The sequence below is a fragment of the Deltaproteobacteria bacterium genome (genome assembly GCA_021737785.1).
In the GTDB taxonomy this organism is placed as follows: domain Bacteria; phylum Desulfobacterota; class DSM-4660; order Desulfatiglandales; family Desulfatiglandaceae; genus AUK324.
This window is the reverse complement of the sequence record JAIPDI010000013.1, coordinates 58,734-75,684: the sequence shown is the minus strand read 5'-3', so window position 1 is coordinate 75,684 and position 16,951 is coordinate 58,734. Positions and strand designations below refer to the sequence as shown.

Here is a 16,951-nt window from a genome sequence, read left to right as displayed (position 1 = left end):
GGGGTAGACAGGAATCATGTCGAAACCAACCAACTTTCCGAAAAAAGGAGGAGCAAGATGAAAATACGGTTACTGGATTTTGGAGCATTGACAGCGGATCTTGGGTGGACAATGGAGGCAGCAGGGGTGTCGACCCACAGCGAACCCGCCCCCGGGACCCTGCGACGGAATTTTCAGATGCTGGGTGCCCTTATCGAGCATCCCAAGCGCGGCGTCATTCTATATGAAATAGGCCCTGCCCCCACATGGAAAGAATTGTGGCCGGAGCCTGTACAAGAGGTGTTCGGGATCACGCGCTATGAGGAGGAAAACAGGCTTGACAAGCAATTGGAGAAGGCCGGATATACACTAAAAGATGTGTCGGCCATTATCATCGGCCATCTGCATCTGGATCATGCCGGGGGTCTGGAGTTTTTCAGGGGCATGGATGTGCCGATATATGTTCATGAAGAGGAGTTGAAATACGCTTTTTATGCCATTGCGACCAAGCAGGACTTCGGGGCCTATATCCCCCACTACATCGATGCGTCATTCAACTGGAAGGCCGTCCATGGAGAAGAATTCCAGATTTTTGAAGGGATAACCCTTTATCATACGCCGGGTCACACTCCCGGTGTGATATCCATGAAGGTGGACCTGAATAATTCAGGCTCATTCTTATTTACCTCGGACACGATGTTTTTCAAAGAAAATTTCTACGATGAGAAGCCGCCTGGATGGCTCATCCGGGATATGGGAGGTTGGTGGAAAAGCCTCGCCAAGCTCAAGAACATCGCCTCTTTGAACGATTCCCATGTCATTCTCGGTCACGATGGGGATATCTTTGCAGAATATACGAAAAAACCTTTTTATGATTAGACGACTGTGATTTCCGCTGGCCCGCCTTGCCGGCAATGCAGACTCAGATGATTTCGGGGGGCACTAGGGCACCAGTGTCCCCCTTTTTTGATCAGCTGTGACCAAGCGGGTTATCAGCAGATGAAATTGAATACCAAGAGGTGGGCTCCCGAATGCCCAGAATCGTCAATCGCATCCGGGGCCAGGGCTTTTTCAAGATCATAACCGGTCTACAAGGAGGTGAATACGATGAGCACATTTGCTGAGTTGGCATCGGAGTTGGAAGGTTTGTTACGACTCAAGATTTCGCCGGTCGGCATCAAGTTATTTCCTAAGAGGAGCGATATCCCTATGGAATTTGAGGTCATAAGCGCAACTTGCGCTGTTTGCCAAATCATTGGAAAGGCAAGATACCATGAGACAGGTGTGGCCACCACCAGGGATGCCGTAACGGCTTGCGGTCTGGGGGGTGCTGTGCTGGGGTTTTATGATGCTGCTCCCGATGTTGCGGATGGAACCAGGAATGAGGGCGCCTGGGCAAAGAGCGTGGCAGCATCCAAAAAACTGGCTCAGGATAGAATGATGATCGAAAAAGGACGGTTCGAAGCATTCGGCGCTGCGCCGCTCAAAAAGATGACGGTTGAACCGGATATTGTGCAGGTTTGGGGGACCCCCGTTCAGATGCTCCAACTGGTTTACGCCCATATATGGGATGGGGGCGATAATGTGCAACTAAGCACTAATGGTCACGGCGCCAGCTGTTACGAGGCCCTGGTTGTCCCTTATGTTACCGGCAAGGTCAGGTTGGCTATTGCAGATATCGGCGATCGCAGGTTTGCATACGCGGCGGACAACGAGATGATCGTGGGATTCCCTGTTGCGGATCTTGAAAGGCTTACTGTAAATTTGCGGGAATCATACGCCGGCGCCTATAAATATCCGTATGCCTATTACATGTTCCCAATATGGGAAGGCGCCCTGGAGCGGTGTAAGGCATAATGGAAAGAATGGACTGAAAAATCGCTATATCAGAATCTTTGGTGGTAACTACTCTGCACCATGCGGAGAAGTTGGTGTTTTATCGGTAAGCGCGTGGGCGTCCAGAACGCTTCTGGGACTTGGGTGAAACCTGTTTGGTTGTGGCCGTCTGGCCGCCTTAGGGAAGTTTTTAAGAGCGATTTTCTTGTCAGTTGGAGCTGGTCTCAGCCGCTGGTCCGCTCATGCATCCCGAAAAATGCTCCTGACGCGCACCTGCGAGAGGGCCGCCGTGAGGAAAAGGCTGCAATTACACCCTATAGTGTGATATGTAGGCCGGAACTGTTTACCCTGCCGATGCGTCGTGTGGTATGATAAGGCATCTTCAGGCAAAGGGGCGGGGGCAACGGCGCAGGACCCTGTTCCGTCGGATCAGTTGTATCCTGCGTCTTTCTCCCAAATGGGATGCGACAAGGGAAGTTGTTGAGGATCGGGCAGGAGAAAGGCCATGACTGACAAGACCGATGCAATCAGGCGCAGCGCGGTTCTCGAGAATGCGGTCGAGAATACCAACGAGGCATTTATCACCATCGACGCCCGCCACCAGGTGGTCTTCTTCAACAAGGCCGCGGAAAGGATCTTCGGCTATGACCGGGGGGAGGTGGTGGGGTATGATCTTGACCGGATCATGACCCCTACGTGCGCCCGGAATCACCGGGAGGCCGTAGCGAGATACGTCAGCACCAGGATTCCCCGCCGGATCGGTCACGATACGGAGATCGTGGTGACTCGAAAGAACGGCGAAACATTCCCGGCCAGTATCTCCTTTTCCGTGTCCGAGGCGGGCGGCGAGACCTACTTTACAGGCATCATTCGGGACCTCACCGAGATCAAGGCCCTTCAAGACCAGCTCATCCAGTCCGAACGTCTCGCGGCCCTGGGGCAGTTCGTGGCCGAAGTCAGTCATGAGATAAAGAATCCCTTGATGATGATCGGCGGATTTGCCCGGCAGCTCGCCAAGGAGATAGACGACGAAAAGGCCCTCTCCAAGTTAAACATCATCGTGACGGAGGTGGCCCGCCTGGAAAATCTTTTGAACGAATTCAGGGACCTTTATTCGCCGAAGCGCCTCGATATGGAGGACATCGACGTCAACGCCCTGGTTAAAGAGGTCTATGACTTTGTGCGGGACGACTGCAACATGAAGCATATTCAGGCGGAGTTTACCCCCGCCCCCGGAGACCTGACCGTGACCGGGGATCGGGCCAAGCTCGAGCAGGTGCTGCTCAACCTGACAAAAAACGCCATGGAGGCCATGGAAACGGGGGGACATCTTTGGCTCGAAACGCGTCGCAGGGAAAAAAGGGTGGAGATCGTTGTCGCCGATGACGGATGCGGCATTTCAGAAGCGCAACAGGCCAAAGTGTTCTCCCCCTTTTTTACCGGGAAAAAAAAGGGCTCCGGCCTGGGCCTGAGCGTATCCAAAAACATTGTAGCGCAGCACCCCCACAGCACCCTGACCTTTCAAAGCCGGAAAGGGAAGGGGACGGTGTTTACCTTGAGCATGCCCCTGAAGGGCGATGCATAACTTCTCTGCAACGTGCGAAGAAGTTTTCCCGTGGGGGTCTCTGCCTCCCGCCCAGGAGGCGGGACAAAAACCGAATACAGCTCCTGGGGACGGCAGCAGGGCTTTACAATACAGTCTGTTCCAGCCCCAAGTACAACCTTTTATGGGAGGGTATGTCCTTGCTGCCTTTCCGTAAACATTATCCGGAGCCCGGGGGCGGCCGCCGAACCATACGACCGCATTTTATTGCAGCTCTTGGGCAGAGACCCCCACGGGCGTCCATAGGTGAAACCTTTTGGTTGCGGCTGTCAGGCCGCCTTGGGAGGATGTGAATGGCGAGTGAGGAAGAAACCAGAAAAAGGACCCAGGAGACGGCCAAGAAGCTTTTTGGAAAGGGCGTCCGGATGGATCCGCCCTACCTGATGTGGAAGGAATTCGACAGGGACCTGGCCAATGATTTTTCAAAATTCATCACCGGGAACCTCTATTCCCGCACTGTCCTGACACTGCCGGAGAGGCAGATGGCGGCCTGTGCCATGCTGGCGGCCCTCCGGGCAGGGGATGAGTTGAGACTTCACGTCAATGCGGCCCTGAATGTGGGGTGCGACCCGAGGAAACTGGCGGAGGTCTTTTTCCAGGTGGCCACCTATGCAGGGATGCCGGCGGTCAACGAGGCCCTTTCGGTTTACCGGGAGGTCCTCAAGGAGAGGGGAGAGTGGCCCGTATCCGACCGGAAATCCCCGGATTCGTAACGGTCATCATCCAGAGATTGAAGGCCGCCGGCTACGACACCTATGTGGTGGGCGGGGCGGTGCGCGACGCCTTATTGAAACGACCCATAGTGGACTGGGATGTGGCCACCTCTGCCCCGGCCGGTAAGATCAAGACCATCTTCCGCGATCAGCGGCAGTTTGCCCTGAGGCATGATACCGTAACCCTGGTCCATTCAGGCGCCCATTTTGAAGTGACGCCGTTCAGGGGATCGGAAAACGATCTTATCAATGACCTGTCGCGCCGGGATTTCACCATCAATGCCATGGCCGTTGATCCGGATGATATGGAGGTGATCGACCCCTTCCACGGGGAGTCTGATATCCGGCAGAGGGTCCTTCGGGCGGTGGGAGATCCTGAGGAGCGGTTCAGGGAAGACCCGCTGCGCCTCCTGCGGTGCGTACGACTGGCATCAGAACTCTGTTTCCGGATCGATACGGAAACGATAACAGGCCTCGGCAAGACCGCCTCCCTCCTGTCGTCCACAGCCCCGGAGCGCATCAGGGACGAACTCATGAAGCTCCTCATGACCTCGAAACCTTCCGGATCCTTTTATCTCATGGTCAGAACAGGACTCTTGAAGACCTTCCTCCCCGAACTCCTCGAAGGATATCTCAAACAACAGAATCACCATCACCGCCATACCATCTTCAGACATATTACTGAAACCATCGACCAGGTCCGGCCGGACCCTGTCCTGCGGCTGACCGCCCTTTTGCATGACATTGCCAAGCCCCGAAGCCGGGTGAAACACCGGGGAACCTGGCGTTTCTGCGGCCATGAAAAGGAAAGCGCCCTATTGGCCGAGGAAATCCTTAACCGGCTCAGGTTCAGCAGGGAGGTGGTGAGACGGGTAACCCATCTCATTCGACACCATATGATCGGATATGATCCGGGATGGAGCGATGCCGCGATCCGGCGCCTGATATATCGCGTGGGAGACAGGCACATTCAAGACCTTCTGGAATTCCGCCGGGCCGATCTCCTGGCCCACGGCCTCACAGACCATGATCCGGCCTTGATGGCTGAGCTGGAACAACGGGTGGCGGAACAGGTCCGGCAGGAGGCCCCCACCGGGAGAAAACAACTTGCCGTGAACGGAAACACGGTGATGGAAATCACGGGCCTGCCACCCGGTCCGGCAGTGGGAAGGGTGTTGCGGGATCTGCATGAAAAGGTCCTGGACCATCCGGAATTGAACAATAGGGAGGAGCTGAAAACTATTCTCAAATTTATCCGAACTTATCCTTGACCATTCAATCTTCACCCTCTATACTCCGATGACAAAATATCCCACATCACCCATGGAGGAACATGAACGCCCATTTTAAGTCGATCAAAATCAGGATGAAGCTGGCCGTCGGGATATTCGTTCTGCTGGCCTTTGCCGGCTGTATGACGGATTCGACTCATGTAAAATCAGAGGCGGTCTCATCACCCGCAACCCTCACATCCATGAACGGCCTCCCCACTGAACTGTCATCCGCACCCATGGAGAAAACTCCCCCTCCTTCCACCATCGATGCCACAGCAGAAATGCCGGGCGGAATGGCATTGAACCGTCCGGTTACGCATCCTGCAACCGACCTGATAGAAGAACCGCTGTCCCCCTATGAAAAGGAGGAAGTGACCCTATTCACGGCCAAACCTGAAAGGACAACGAAATCCGCTCAGGCGCTCCTTGACTCGGCCCTGGAGTTCTGCAACGCAAGCAACGATTTCTGGGAAAGGGGGGACCTGGAAAACGCGGTAGACGCCCTTGATCAGGCCTATTCCCTCATCCTGATGATTTCCCCTGACCATTCTCCCGAGATCCTCCAGCAGAGGGACGATCTTCGATACACCATATCCCAGAGGATCACTCAGGTCTATTCGTCCCGTTTTACCGTTGTGAACGGATTTCACAAGGCCATTCCCCTGGACATGAATCCGGATGTGCAGAAGGCGCTGTCATTGCTGAAAGGGAGGGAAAGAGATTTTTTTCTCAATGCGTACCGTCGTTCCGGCAAATACCGTCCCGCCATTGTAAAGGCCCTCAAAGAGGCCGGGCTTCCGGAGGAGCTTTCGTGGCTGCCGCTGATCGAAAGCGGGTTCAAGGTAAAAGCGCTGTCCAGGGCCAGGGCCCTCGGGATGTGGCAGTTCATCGCATCCACCGGATATAAGTACGGATTAATTAGAGGCCAGTGGGTCGACGAACGGATGGATCCTGATAAATCGACCCAGGCCGCTATCGCCTACCTCAAGGAACTGCATCAGATTTTCGGAGACTGGCAAACGGTCCTTGCCGCCTACAACTGCGGCGAAGGGAGGGTGTTGAGATGCATAAATTCCCAAAAAATAAATTATTTAGACCATTTTTGGGATCTTTATAAGAAACTGCCGTCCGAGACCGCCTTTTATGTCCCCAAGTTCCTGGCCGTGCTCCACATCCTGAATGATCCGGAGGCCCACGGCTTCACTCTGCCGCCGGTGGATGAAGAGATAAAAACAGAGACGGTTACCATTAACAAACAGGTCTCCCTCAAGACCATGGCCGGGCACATCGGCGTATCAGATGAGGTCCTGGAAGAACTGAACCCGGCGCTCAGGCGCAACTCCACCCCCCCGAGACCCTATGACTTCAAGGTGCCTGTGGGGAAAAGCGCCGTGCTCCTGGCGGAGCTGGACAATATTCCCCAGTGGAAGCCCCCCGTGTCAACGACCGCCTATGTGACCCATAAGGTGAGAAAAGGGGAAACCCTCTCCACCATCGCCCGCAGATACGGGACCAGCGTCAGGGCCGTCATGACCCGGAATCATCTCAAGAGCAGTGGCTACATCAAGGCCGGCTGGAACCTCAAGATCCCCACCCGGGGGGGCTATGCCCCTGCCGCGACCCGGGTCGCTTCCCAAACGTCCTCACCGCAGGCGATCCGTTCCTCCGGGAAACCTTCTCTGAGTAAGTATGTGGTCCGAAAAGGCGACTCCCTCTACAAAATCGCCAAACGATTCAACACCACCACCAATGAGATACAGTCCCAGAATCGACTGCGCAACAGCCGTCTGAGCATCGGGCAGGTCCTGATCATTTCCGGACCCTCTGAAGAATCCGCCGGTGTAGGGACCGAGACCTACAAGGTCCTGAAAGGAGACTCCCCCTACATTATCGCCGTGAAACACCAGATGGACCTTTCAGAACTCCTGCGGATGAACAGACTGACCCCCAGAAGCACCATCTTTCCGGGCCAGACACTGATCGTCAAAAATCAATAGATCTGTTTACACTTCATTTTTTCCAGAAGGCCGGCGCCAGAAGCACAATCACCGTGTAAATCTCCAGCCGGCCGAGCAGCATACACAGAACCAGCACCCACTTTCCGAGCAGGGGGACGTCCAGGTAATTCCTCACCGGTCCCACCAGCCCGAATCCCGGCCCGATATTTCCTATGGTTGCGGCAACCGAGGCAAAGGACGATACGAAATCGAGACCTAATGCGGCCATGATCAGGGAAGCCGTTACAAAAAGGCTTAGATAGAGGATAAAGAAACCCCAGATGCTGCCGAGGATGTCCGCAGGAACCGGCCGGCCGGCCAGTTTCAGTGTGGTTACCGCATGGGGGTGAATGACCTGAAACATCTGGTGATAGCTATGCCGTATCAACAGCATGATACGCATAATCTTCATGCCCCCGCCGGTGGAACCCGCCATGGCTCCTAAAAACATGCAGATGAGGAGGACCAATTGGGAAAAAGCGGGCCATGTCTCGTAATCCGCAGAGACAAATCCGGTGGTAGTGATGATGGAGCTGACCTGAAAGGCGGCGTGTCTAAAGGCCTGGCCGATGGAGGTATATACCGTACCGTAGATATCGAGGGTGATCAGGGCCATGAAGACCGCCACCAGAATCAGGAACACCCGGCACTCCGAATCCCTCCCGAAGATCCTCAGATCTCCTTTAATGAGCCGGTAGTGAAGCGCGAAATTAATCCCGGCCAGGATCATGAACACCACCAGTACCCCCTCAAAATATAGATTATTGTAGTGGGCGATGCTCATGTTTTTTGTGGAAAACCCGCCGGTCGGCAGGGTGCAGAAGGCATGACAGACCGCATCAAAGATAGGCATCCCCCCGATAGCCAGGAGGATCATCTCAAGCAGGGTGAACAACAGGTAGACCTTCCAGAGGGTTTTGGCGGTCTCGGATATCCGGGGTTTCAGTTTGTCTACCACCGGACTGGGGACCTCTGCCTTGTAAAGCTGCATGCCCCCGATTCCCAGGTAGGGGAGAATGGCGATGGAAAGCACGATGATCCCCATCCCACCCAACCACTGGGTCAGGCTCCTCCAGAGTAAAATGCCCTCGGGGAGGGATTCGATATCCGTGAGGATACTGGCACCGGTGGTTGTAAAACCGGAGAGGGATTCAAAATAGGCATTTGTGAAATCGGGGATGACACGGGAGAGGAGATAGGGGAGCGTCCCCACCAGGCCGGCCGTGATCCAGCCCAGGGTCACAATGGCGACGCCGTCCCGGTGGTTTAACTGTCTGTCTTGGTGATGTCTTGTCCCCACAAAGAGGATGAAGCCGGTTAGAAGGGTGATGGCCATGGAGGAAGCAAGCGCGGACGTGCTGTTGTCCCGGAAAAGAAAGGAGACCAGGAGGGGCCCGGCCATGCACAGACCCAGAAAAAGGATGAGGATCGCGATAAAACGAATGATAACGCGGGTGTGCATTAGAAATATTCCAGTTTGACGGTCAGGAGCTTTTCCAATTTGGGGACGGCCTCCCGGAGGGTAAATATGATAAGGCGGTCTTTGGGCCTGATGACCGTGTCCCCGCGGGGGATGATGATTTCGTCCTCCCGGACAATGGCGCCGACCAGGGTGCCTTTCGGCATCTTCACCTTGGAGAGGGGGGTATTGACGATATCGGAGGTCTCCAACGCCTCCGCCTCAATGGCCTCGGCATGTTCTCCTTTCAGGGGCGCAACGGATATGATCTTGCCGGGCCGGATATGCTGTAAAATAGCCTTGGCCGCCGACAGCCTGGCACTTACCACGGTGTCGATGCCGATCGCCGACATGAGGGGGAGATAGCTCAGCCTGCTGATCCGGGTGATGGTCTTCTTGGCCCCGAGCCCTTTTGCAAGGAGGGACATCAGGATGTTGCTCGCCTCGTCTCCGGTAACCGCAACCAGGAAATCGATATCCCTGATGTTTTCCTCTTCCAGGAGGTGCCTGTCCGTGCCGTCACCGTTGATGACGATCACATGATCGAGCACTTCAGACAGGCCGGCACACTTGGCGCTGTCTTCCTCGATGATTTTGACGTTGGTCTTGGCCCGGTCCATTTTTTTCGCCAGGGCAGCGCCGGTCTGACCCCCCCCCACGATGATAACCCTTCTCGATGCCTCCTGTTTGATGCCCAGAAATTCCAGGGCTTCGTCCAACTCCGCTTTGTGGACAATGACGTAGACCAGGTCTCCTGCGCGCACCATGTCCTCCCCGTGGGGGATCACCACCTGCTCGCCCCGGACAATGGCACCGACCAGGACCTTGCCTCTCAGCTCACCGAAGGAAAGGAGCTTGCGATCCACAAACGGCGAATCCCCGGCCACTAAAAAACCGATAAGCTTGACCCGCCCGCCCACAAAGTCGATGACTTCGGACGCCCCCGGGATCTCCATGATGCTCTGGATGGTGTTGACCATCTCGGACTGGGGATTGATCACATGGTCAATCCCTAACAGTTCCCTGCTGAACAGTTCCCCTTCCTGGAGGTATTCCTCATTTCTGACGCGGGCAACCTTGATCAGGTACGGATTAAGGGTCTTGGCCATCAGACAGGCCATGAGATTGGTTTCATCGCTGTCCGTGGCGGCTACCAGAAGGTCCGCCTCATTAATGCCTGCGACTTTGAGTATGCCAGGGCTTGTGCCGGAACCCAGAAAGGCCTGGACATCCAGGTTTTCGCCCACCCGTTTGATGTGATGCGCATCTTTATCAATCAGGGCGACATCATGGTTTTCCTGAGAGAGCCTCCGGGCGATATGAAAGCCCACCTCCCCTGCGCCTACAATAATGATTTTCACAGTTATTTCCCCCTTTTCAGCCGAGGCCGGGGCGTTGGTCTTCACCCCATGCGGATCACGGCATCTATTTACGGGAGCACACGGAAAAAGTCAACCCGGGAACCGGGGGCCGGATGCTGGATACTGGATATCCGGTTGCCTACTGCCGGCTCCTTACTGCCTACTGCAGGCACCCACCGCGTTTCACGCCTCAATTCTATTTACAACCTTCGCCGGCAATGATATAACTTCCGCTCAAATCGCCATGAGGAGGAATTCAGAATCAGGTGACACTTTAGCACATGAAAATCGGCAGGGGGAGACCCCCATCGGCCGAACCTCTTGATAGACCTACCGTAAAATCAAGGTGTTACAAATCAAAAGATCTGGAAAAGAATGCAATGGCTGAGATAAACGGTTACTATTATGATGCCGAGGCCTTAAAACGATATATCGATAGGTTCGTAAAGGCAAGGATTCTTGTGGTGGGCGATATCATCATGGACGAATATATCTGGGGCAATGTCACCCGGATTTCGCCCGAAGCCCCGGTTCCTGTGGTGGATGTGGAACAGGAGACCAAGATGTTGGGGGGGGCTGCCAATGTAATACGAAACCTGGCCACGCTGGGTGCGAAACCCGTCCTGTGCGGCGTGGTGGGGAATGACAACACCGGTAAGGAAATCCTCTCCGCACTGACCCACATGGGGCTGAGCACCGAGGGGGTGGTCAGCGAAACAGGGAGGCCTACCAGCATAAAGACCCGGATTGTTGCCCACAATCAGCAGGTGGTTCGATTTGACAGAGAAAGCCGGGCAGACGTGAGGCCCCAGAGTATTCAGAAGCTCATCGAGTATATCGGCAAACACCTCGACACCATTGATGCCATTGTTGTCTCGGATTATGGAAAAGGACTCATCTCCGGCCACCTGATGATGGGGATGAGAGAGTTGCGACGGACGCGTTCCGACCGAAACATTATCATGACCGTAGACCCCAAGACCGGCAACTTCGAGTATTATAAAGGGGCGGATGTGATCACGCCGAACCACTATGAGGCCGGGCTTTACTGCGGTTTCAGTATCCCGGATGAGGATGCGTTGAACCGGGCCGGAAGGAAGATGGTAAACGACCTGAATTGCCGGTCTGTGCTGATCACCCAGGGAAAAGAGGGGATGACCCTCTTTGAAAAGAGCGGTGAGACCACCCACATCCCCACCGTGGCAAAGAAGGTCTTTGACGTTACCGGGGCAGGAGACACGGTCATCGGGACCATCTCCCTGGCCCTCGCCGCGGGTCTTGACTTGAAATCAGCGGCAATCCTCTCCAATTTTGCAGCCGGCATTGTGGTGGGGGAAATAGGCACGTCCGCGGTTCGTGCGGAGGACCTGAAAAAGGCGATCGTGTGAAAGGAAGCTGAAAGGTCAAAGCTGAAAGATAGAAGCTCAAAGCTGAAAGATAGAAGCTGAAAGGGAAAGACGTTATCGGTTATCGGTTATCGGTAAATGGAAGCTGAGAGCTGAAAACTATAAGGAAGAAGAAGTTGCGCGGTTATCAGGAACGGAGGACGGGAAACGGAGGGGACCATACTCCCTGCTCCCTGCTCCCTGCTCCCCACTCCCCGCTCCCTGCTCCCTGCGCCATGCCATATGAGTCACCCGCATCCACCGGAAAAGGTCCGGCTCATCATAAGTCTCTTTTCTCCTGACAGGGAGATTATAAGCAAAGTGATGGACCGCGTCTCGGAACATTTCGGGCCCATAGACTGGGTCAGCCCCGAGATGTTCTTTGACCGTACCCGGTATTACGCCAAGGAGATGGGATGGCCCCTTTTTCGCCGCTTTGTTTCCTTTGAAGAACTGATACCCCCCGAGACCCTGGTGGAGGTAAAGCTGGCGACAAATGACATTGAGAATGAATATCTCGTCCAGGGAAACCGGCGGATCAATATCGATCCCGGCTATATCTCGCTGGAAAGGCTGATTTTAGCCACGGGAAAAAATTATATCCACCGGGTCTATCTGGGTAAGGGCATTTTCGCTGATTTGACCCTTGTTTTCAAGAGGGGGAGTTTCAGACCCCTGGAATGGACCTACAGGGACTACTCGTCCCCGGAGATGATCACAGTTTTCAACGAATTGAGGAGTGCCTACATGGAAAAACTGAGGGAGATAAAACGCATTGATTAAAAGCATGACGGCATTTGGAAGCGGGGCCTTTCAACGGGGGGAGAGGCGCTATGTGGTTGAGATCCGCTCGGTCAACCATCGTTACCGTGATATTGTCTTCCGTCTTCCCAGGAACCAGCAACCGCTCGAAGAGGGGATCAGGGCCGTCATATCCTCGAGAACCAGCCGGGGGCGGATAGAGGCGACTTTTCAATGGGAATCAGGCTGTGAGGCGCCCCCTTATGCACTGGCGCTCAACCTCCCCCTGGCAGAATCCTATCTGAAGGCCTTCAAGCAATTGGTCGACCATTCAGGTCTTGACCAGGAGATGCGTCTGGAATCCCTGTTTCAGATGAAAGACGTGATTCTTATCAAGCCCGAAACCGAGGATATGGAGGAGGCCCGGGAAGGTTTTCACCAGGCCTTGAACATGGCCCTGGATGCCTTGGAGGAGATGAGGATCAAGGAGGGGGATGCCATCCGTCAGGATTTTGAAAAAAGGCTCGACCGGCTGGAGGCCTATATCGATGCCGTGCATATTCGGGCCCCGGAACTGCCGGAGGTGTATCAAAAGCGGCTGACCGAGAAGATCGGCAGCCTGCTCAAAGGAGTAGAGGTGGATCCGGTCCGGCTTGCCCAGGAAGTGGCCTTTCTGGCGGATCGATCCGACATCACAGAAGAGATCGTCCGCGCCAGAAGCCACCTGAAGCAGTTCCGCGAGTATCTACTGAGTGATGACGCGGTGGGGAGAAGACTCGATTTTCTCCTCCAGGAGATCAACAGAGAGGTGAATACCCTCGGCGTAAAGTCCTCGGATACGGCCATATCGCAGATTGCCGTGGAGATGAAGGCCGAGCTTGAAAAACTGCGGGAACAGGTTCAGAATGTGGAATGAAAGGAGTTTAGGGGTATGGGTTCAAGGCTTGTCAATATCGGTTTCGGGAATTCGGTCGTGTCCAGGCGCGTTATCGCCATCATCTCTCCAAACGCAGCCCCGGTAAAGCGTCTGCGCGATGAGGCCCGGGATGAAAAACGGCTGATCGATGCCACCCAGGGGAGGCGCACCCGTTCCGTGCTGATCACCGACAGCAATCACGTCATCCTGTCATCCATACAGTCCGAAACCCTGGCCCAGAGATTCAACCCGGAAGGCGTTTTGAGCATGCGCGGACTCGATGAATAGCCATGTCAGGGACATTGTATGTCATTTCAGCCCCTTCCGGGGGAGGTAAGTCGACCATCGCCGCAGCCGTCCGGCAGCGGGTGGACGGGTTGGACTATTCCATCTCCCATACGACGCGCAAACCGAGAAGAGATGAACAGGATGGGGTGGATTACCACTTTGTGGACGAGGGGACCTTCAGGGAGATGATCGAGGGGGGGGCCTTTCTGGAGTGGGCCAGGGTCTACAACCACCTTTACGGGACCTCTTTGTCGGTGATCCGGAGACTGACGGCGTCGGGACGCGACATACTCCTGGATGTGGATGTCCAGGGAGGACGAAACATCAAGTCCCGGTTTCCGGAGAGCGTTCTCATCTTCCTGGTCCCCCCCTCCTTAGAGGTGCTCGAACAGAGACTCAGGGAGCGGGACACGGACGATGATGCGGTGGTCAGGGGCCGGATGGACCAGGCCGCGGACGATATCAAACACTGCAGGGCATATGACTACATCATTGTCAACGACAGGCTGGAAAAGGCTATCGATGAGACACACGCCGTCATCCTGTCGGAACGCTGCCGGACCCGGCGGAAATTGCCTCAAATCAAGGAAATGTTTGATTTCTAAAGCGGATACCTGCAACCAAAACGGCTGTGTACTGCCCCGTCATTCCGGCATGCCCTTAGCCGGAATCCAGTCCCCCGTATTTCTGGATTCCGGCTGGAATCGTGCCGGAATGACGGAAGGCTAAGCGTGCAAAGGAAGGATGGCCATATTTTCTTGTTTTTCATGACAGAAGACCAGGGAATAAGGTATTAAAGAGCCCCTGCAGAGCGCCTTTTACCGAGACATTTCTCACGTCTGCACCCTATTCCGAAGCTACCCCGGTGACGCAAGAGCGAGAAGGTTTCACCGGGCAGGCGGGGTAAACAATCCGCCCGAACGCCAAAAAACTCCCCCCACTTCGTCCTTCCGGTCCTGAATAAATGTCTCCATGAAAATACAGGCGTTCTGCCGGCATGAGGAGGTTCAATCACATATGGCTGTCACAGGGATGGAAGAAGAGATATTAAAACGATTGAAGCGATTTCAGGATCAACTCTCCGCTCACGGGGTGGATGGCGCCCTCATCGTCCAAAAGACCGATCTCTATTATTTTACAGGGACCGATCAGGATGCCCATTTGTGGGTCCCTGCGGTGGGGCAACCCCTCCTCATGGTCCGCAAAAGCCTGGAGCGGGCCGTGGCGGATGCGGCCACTGAACAGATCGTTCCCCTGAGTAGCCTCTCTCAGATCCCCCAGCACATCTTGGACAATACCGGCACAAGGGCTTCGGGTCGCATGGGGCTTGAGATGGACGTGCTTCCGGTGAATCGCTATCTGACCTACCAGCGTCTCTTTCCAAAAACAGAGTTCGTGGATGTCTCCCCATGGATTCGAGAAACGCGAATGATCAAATCTCCCTATGAGATCTCCCTGATCGCCGCGGCGGCCCGCATGGCGGACGCCACATACGAAAAAGTGCCCGGGTTCTTGAGGGAATCCGACCGGGAAATCGACCTGACCTCTCGGATTGAAGCCTGTTACAGGCGCCAGGGTCATCCGGGCGTTGTCCCTACCCGCGGATTCAACAATGAGTCGATCTATGGTCAGATCATGGCCGGGAAAGGGGCTGCCATGGCGAGCAATTCCGCCGGCCCCTTGGGGGGAAAGGGCTTGGGCCCCTTTTTTTCACAGGGAACCAGCACGGACCGGATCGAACCCCACGCCCCCATCCTGATCGATTATGCGGCCAATGTACAGGGGTATATCGCGGATCAGACCCGCATCTTTTCAATGGGAAGTCTCGACCAAACCCTGGTCCGGGCCCATGGGGCGGCACTGGGGATTCAGGACGCCCTTTCCGGGGAGGGACGGCCGGGGGTACCCGCGGAGACCCTGTATGATCTGGCCCTGGAGATCGCTGAAGCGGCCGGACTCGCAGACCGGTTTATGGGCTATCCCGACCCGGTGCCGTTTGTGGGGCATGGCGTGGGTCTTGAGCTGGACGAGCTGCCGATCATCGGTCGGGGAATCAATACGCCCCTGGCCGAGGGAATGGTGATCGCCCTGGAACCCAAGTTCGTTTTTCCGGGCCAGGGGGTGGTGGGGATTGAGAATACCTTCGTGGTCACCCAGGACGGCATGAAGAAGCTCAACCGGTTTCCGGACACCATCAGGGTCTGTTAGCCCAGGTTTCCCGCCAGTGCCCCTATGTCCCAGGCAAGGGGAGGCGCGTCACGCCCGGATCGGATCATTGGCTCAGGCGGAGAGCATTTCCATAAAGGCCTCCACGCGCGTCCGCAGGGCGCCTTCAAGGAGGGATCCCGAGATTTCAAGGGAGAGGGTCGGGAAACCCTTTTCTTTCAATATCCGGGTGAGGGGCGGAAGGTCGAAGAGCATCGGATCGCAATATTTCGGAACAAGAAAGATGACGCCCTGTGCGCCGTAGGTACGGGCCGCCTCCAGCATCTCTCCTGCCTTTTGTTCGGCAGGAGACCTTAGCGGCGCGGGCTGCGGTCCCAGAAGGCTCTCTGCCAGGCGATCCAGGGGATCCGTTTCCGGGGAATGGTCAACCGGTTTCAGCCGGTACCGCATGCCGGATGCCAGATCGTCCCAGACCACCAGGGCATGACACGCCTTCAATATGGAAAACAGAGGACTCCCCAACACGACCTCATTTTCAAAAAGGAGGCCCGAGAGAATAATCCGTATTCCGGGTGTATGTGGGGCTTCGGGGACGGCCTTCAGGAACTCGCGCATCATCCGGTTGTGTTCATCCTTGGGCATGATGCTGCTTGCCAATACGGCACAGAGAACCTGTTCCGGCTCCACGGCCCCCGGGTTCCGGCCTCGAAGGCGATAAAGTTTTTCCACGAGGTCCCTGTTCTCGTTATAGACCGAAATGGCCGCTTCAAGCCGCTCTCCGCTCAAGGGAACCCCGCCCAATTGCTCCAGTTCCTCGGCAAGGCTCAACAATTCAGCCTTAACGCGCCTTCTTGCGCCCGGGTCGTTTGCGGCCGGGGCAGTAAATAGACGGACATAGCGATCCGGCCGGCGGACGCTCAAGATGCCGGCCAGTCCACGAATGGTTTCGCACACATGGGAAACCATGAGGCCATCCAGATAGCCGTAGGTCCCCTTCATATCGTCCACGAATATACTTCTCGAGCAGTCGCACACGTAGGGGGGAAGATGCGGCAGGGCCTCGTCATAGGGACCGGGGGACATGAGGAACTGTACAGGCAGCACATTGCAGGCCCACATGAGCTCTTCGGGGAGCAGGGCGGAGTAGCATCCCATCACCGGCCCGCCCGTCTCCTTGTGCTGCAGGGCCCACCGGTGTCTGTGTTTCAAGATGTCCTTAAAATCGATCTGCAT

Annotated in this window: 15 protein-coding genes; 12 read left to right on the top strand and 3 right to left on the bottom strand. The window is 55.5% G+C overall.

What is annotated here, in order from left to right; all coding sequences use genetic code 11:
- Window positions 1-57: 57 nt before the first annotated feature.
- The 6 genes from K9N21_08570 (at window position 58) to K9N21_08545 (ending at window position 7,402) form a co-directional block, all read left to right on the top strand.
- Window positions 58-858 (top strand): N-acyl homoserine lactonase family protein, encoded by an 801-nt coding sequence (locus K9N21_08570; GenBank protein ID MCF8143957.1) that lies wholly within the window; start codon window positions 58-60, stop codon window positions 856-858.
- Window positions 859-1,086: 228 nt separating this feature from the next.
- On the top strand, window positions 1,087-1,836 hold the full coding sequence (locus tag K9N21_08565) for a DUF169 domain-containing protein (protein MCF8143956.1): 750 nt from the start codon (window positions 1,087-1,089) through the stop codon (window positions 1,834-1,836).
- A gap of 484 nt (window positions 1,837-2,320) precedes the next feature.
- Window positions 2,321-3,400, top strand: coding sequence for a PAS domain S-box protein (locus K9N21_08560; protein MCF8143955.1), 1,080 nt, complete (start codon window positions 2,321-2,323; stop codon window positions 3,398-3,400).
- A 311-nt stretch (window positions 3,401-3,711) separates the two neighbouring features.
- Window positions 3,712-4,131: a carboxymuconolactone decarboxylase family protein gene (locus K9N21_08555; GenBank protein ID MCF8143954.1), complete on the top strand. Its 420-nt coding sequence runs from the start codon at window positions 3,712-3,714 to the stop codon at window positions 4,129-4,131.
- The gene (locus K9N21_08550; GenBank protein MCF8143953.1) at window positions 4,095-5,402 is read left to right on the top strand and encodes an HD domain-containing protein; all 1,308 of its coding nucleotides are present in this window, start codon (window positions 4,095-4,097) and stop codon (window positions 5,400-5,402) included. The genes K9N21_08555 and K9N21_08550 overlap by 37 nt, the downstream gene beginning before the upstream one ends.
- 62 nt (window positions 5,403-5,464) lie before the next feature.
- On the top strand, window positions 5,465-7,402 hold the full coding sequence (locus tag K9N21_08545; GenBank protein ID MCF8143952.1) for a LysM peptidoglycan-binding domain-containing protein: 1,938 nt from the start codon (window positions 5,465-5,467) through the stop codon (window positions 7,400-7,402).
- Between the two features lie 13 nt (window positions 7,403-7,415).
- Here K9N21_08545 and K9N21_08540 read toward each other — a convergent pair whose 3' ends face one another.
- Window positions 7,416-8,864 (bottom strand): TrkH family potassium uptake protein, encoded by a 1,449-nt coding sequence (locus tag K9N21_08540; GenBank protein MCF8143951.1) that lies wholly within the window; start codon window positions 8,862-8,864, stop codon window positions 7,416-7,418.
- The gene (gene trkA / locus K9N21_08535) at window positions 8,864-10,228 is read right to left on the bottom strand and encodes a Trk system potassium transporter TrkA (protein MCF8143950.1); all 1,365 of its coding nucleotides are present in this window, start codon (window positions 10,226-10,228) and stop codon (window positions 8,864-8,866) included. Before trkA ends, K9N21_08540 begins: the two co-directional genes overlap by 1 nt.
- A gap of 275 nt (window positions 10,229-10,503) precedes the next feature.
- On the opposite strand from trkA, the gene rfaE1 reads away from it, so the two are divergent.
- From rfaE1 to K9N21_08505, 6 genes are all read left to right on the top strand, one after another.
- Window positions 10,504-11,610 carry a D-glycero-beta-D-manno-heptose-7-phosphate kinase gene (gene rfaE1, locus K9N21_08530; protein ID MCF8143949.1) on the top strand — a complete coding sequence of 369 codons (1,107 nt, stop codon included), beginning with the start codon at window positions 10,504-10,506 and terminating at the stop codon, window positions 11,608-11,610.
- 240 nt (window positions 11,611-11,850) lie between these two features.
- Entirely contained in the window at window positions 11,851-12,390 is a 540-nt protein-coding gene (locus K9N21_08525) for a DUF4416 family protein (protein MCF8143948.1), read from the top strand.
- A complete protein-coding gene (locus K9N21_08520; protein MCF8143947.1) occupies window positions 12,383-13,264 on the top strand; it encodes a YicC family protein in 882 nt (293 codons plus the stop codon). Before K9N21_08525 ends, K9N21_08520 begins: the two co-directional genes overlap by 8 nt.
- 15 nt (window positions 13,265-13,279) lie before the next feature.
- Complete coding sequence (locus K9N21_08515; GenBank protein ID MCF8143946.1) at window positions 13,280-13,552, top strand: DUF370 domain-containing protein; 273 nt, start codon at window positions 13,280-13,282, stop codon at window positions 13,550-13,552.
- A gap of 2 nt (window positions 13,553-13,554) precedes the next feature.
- Complete coding sequence (gmk, locus tag K9N21_08510) at window positions 13,555-14,157, top strand: guanylate kinase (protein ID MCF8143945.1); 603 nt, start codon at window positions 13,555-13,557, stop codon at window positions 14,155-14,157.
- A gap of 412 nt (window positions 14,158-14,569) precedes the next feature.
- Window positions 14,570-15,760, top strand: a complete 1,191-nt coding sequence (locus tag K9N21_08505) for a Xaa-Pro peptidase family protein (protein ID MCF8143944.1) — start codon at window positions 14,570-14,572, stop codon at window positions 15,758-15,760.
- Between the two features lie 72 nt (window positions 15,761-15,832).
- On the opposite strand, the gene K9N21_08500 is transcribed toward K9N21_08505, so the two are convergent.
- Complete coding sequence (locus K9N21_08500) at window positions 15,833-16,951, bottom strand: 2-hydroxyacyl-CoA dehydratase family protein (protein MCF8143943.1); 1,119 nt, start codon at window positions 16,949-16,951, stop codon at window positions 15,833-15,835.

Bases quoted from the DNA above. Each gene is read 5' to 3' on its own strand.
- K9N21_08525 (MCF8143948.1), top strand. From the start codon at position 11,851: ATGAGTCACCCGCATCCACCGGAAAAGGTCCGGCTCATCATAAGTCTC.
- K9N21_08540 (MCF8143951.1), bottom strand. From the start codon at position 8,864: ATGCACACCCGCGTTATCATTCGTTTTATCGCGATCCTCATCCTTTTT.
- K9N21_08555 (MCF8143954.1), top strand. From the start codon at position 3,712: ATGGCGAGTGAGGAAGAAACCAGAAAAAGGACCCAGGAGACGGCCAAG.
- K9N21_08505 (MCF8143944.1), top strand. From the start codon at position 14,570: ATGGCTGTCACAGGGATGGAAGAAGAGATATTAAAACGATTGAAGCGA.
- rfaE1 (MCF8143949.1), top strand. From the start codon at position 10,504: ATGAAAATCGGCAGGGGGAGACCCCCATCGGCCGAACCTCTTGATAGA.
- K9N21_08515 (MCF8143946.1), top strand. From the start codon at position 13,280: ATGGGTTCAAGGCTTGTCAATATCGGTTTCGGGAATTCGGTCGTGTCC.
- K9N21_08565 (MCF8143956.1), top strand. From the start codon at position 1,087: ATGAGCACATTTGCTGAGTTGGCATCGGAGTTGGAAGGTTTGTTACGA.
- K9N21_08570 (MCF8143957.1), top strand. From the start codon at position 58: ATGAAAATACGGTTACTGGATTTTGGAGCATTGACAGCGGATCTTGGG.
- K9N21_08545 (MCF8143952.1), top strand. From the start codon at position 5,465: ATGAACGCCCATTTTAAGTCGATCAAAATCAGGATGAAGCTGGCCGTC.
- K9N21_08560 (MCF8143955.1), top strand. From the start codon at position 2,321: ATGACTGACAAGACCGATGCAATCAGGCGCAGCGCGGTTCTCGAGAAT.
- gmk (MCF8143945.1), top strand. From the start codon at position 13,555: ATGTCAGGGACATTGTATGTCATTTCAGCCCCTTCCGGGGGAGGTAAG.
- K9N21_08500 (MCF8143943.1), bottom strand. From the start codon at position 16,951: ATGCAGATCGATTTTAAGGACATCTTGAAACACAGACACCGGTGGGCC.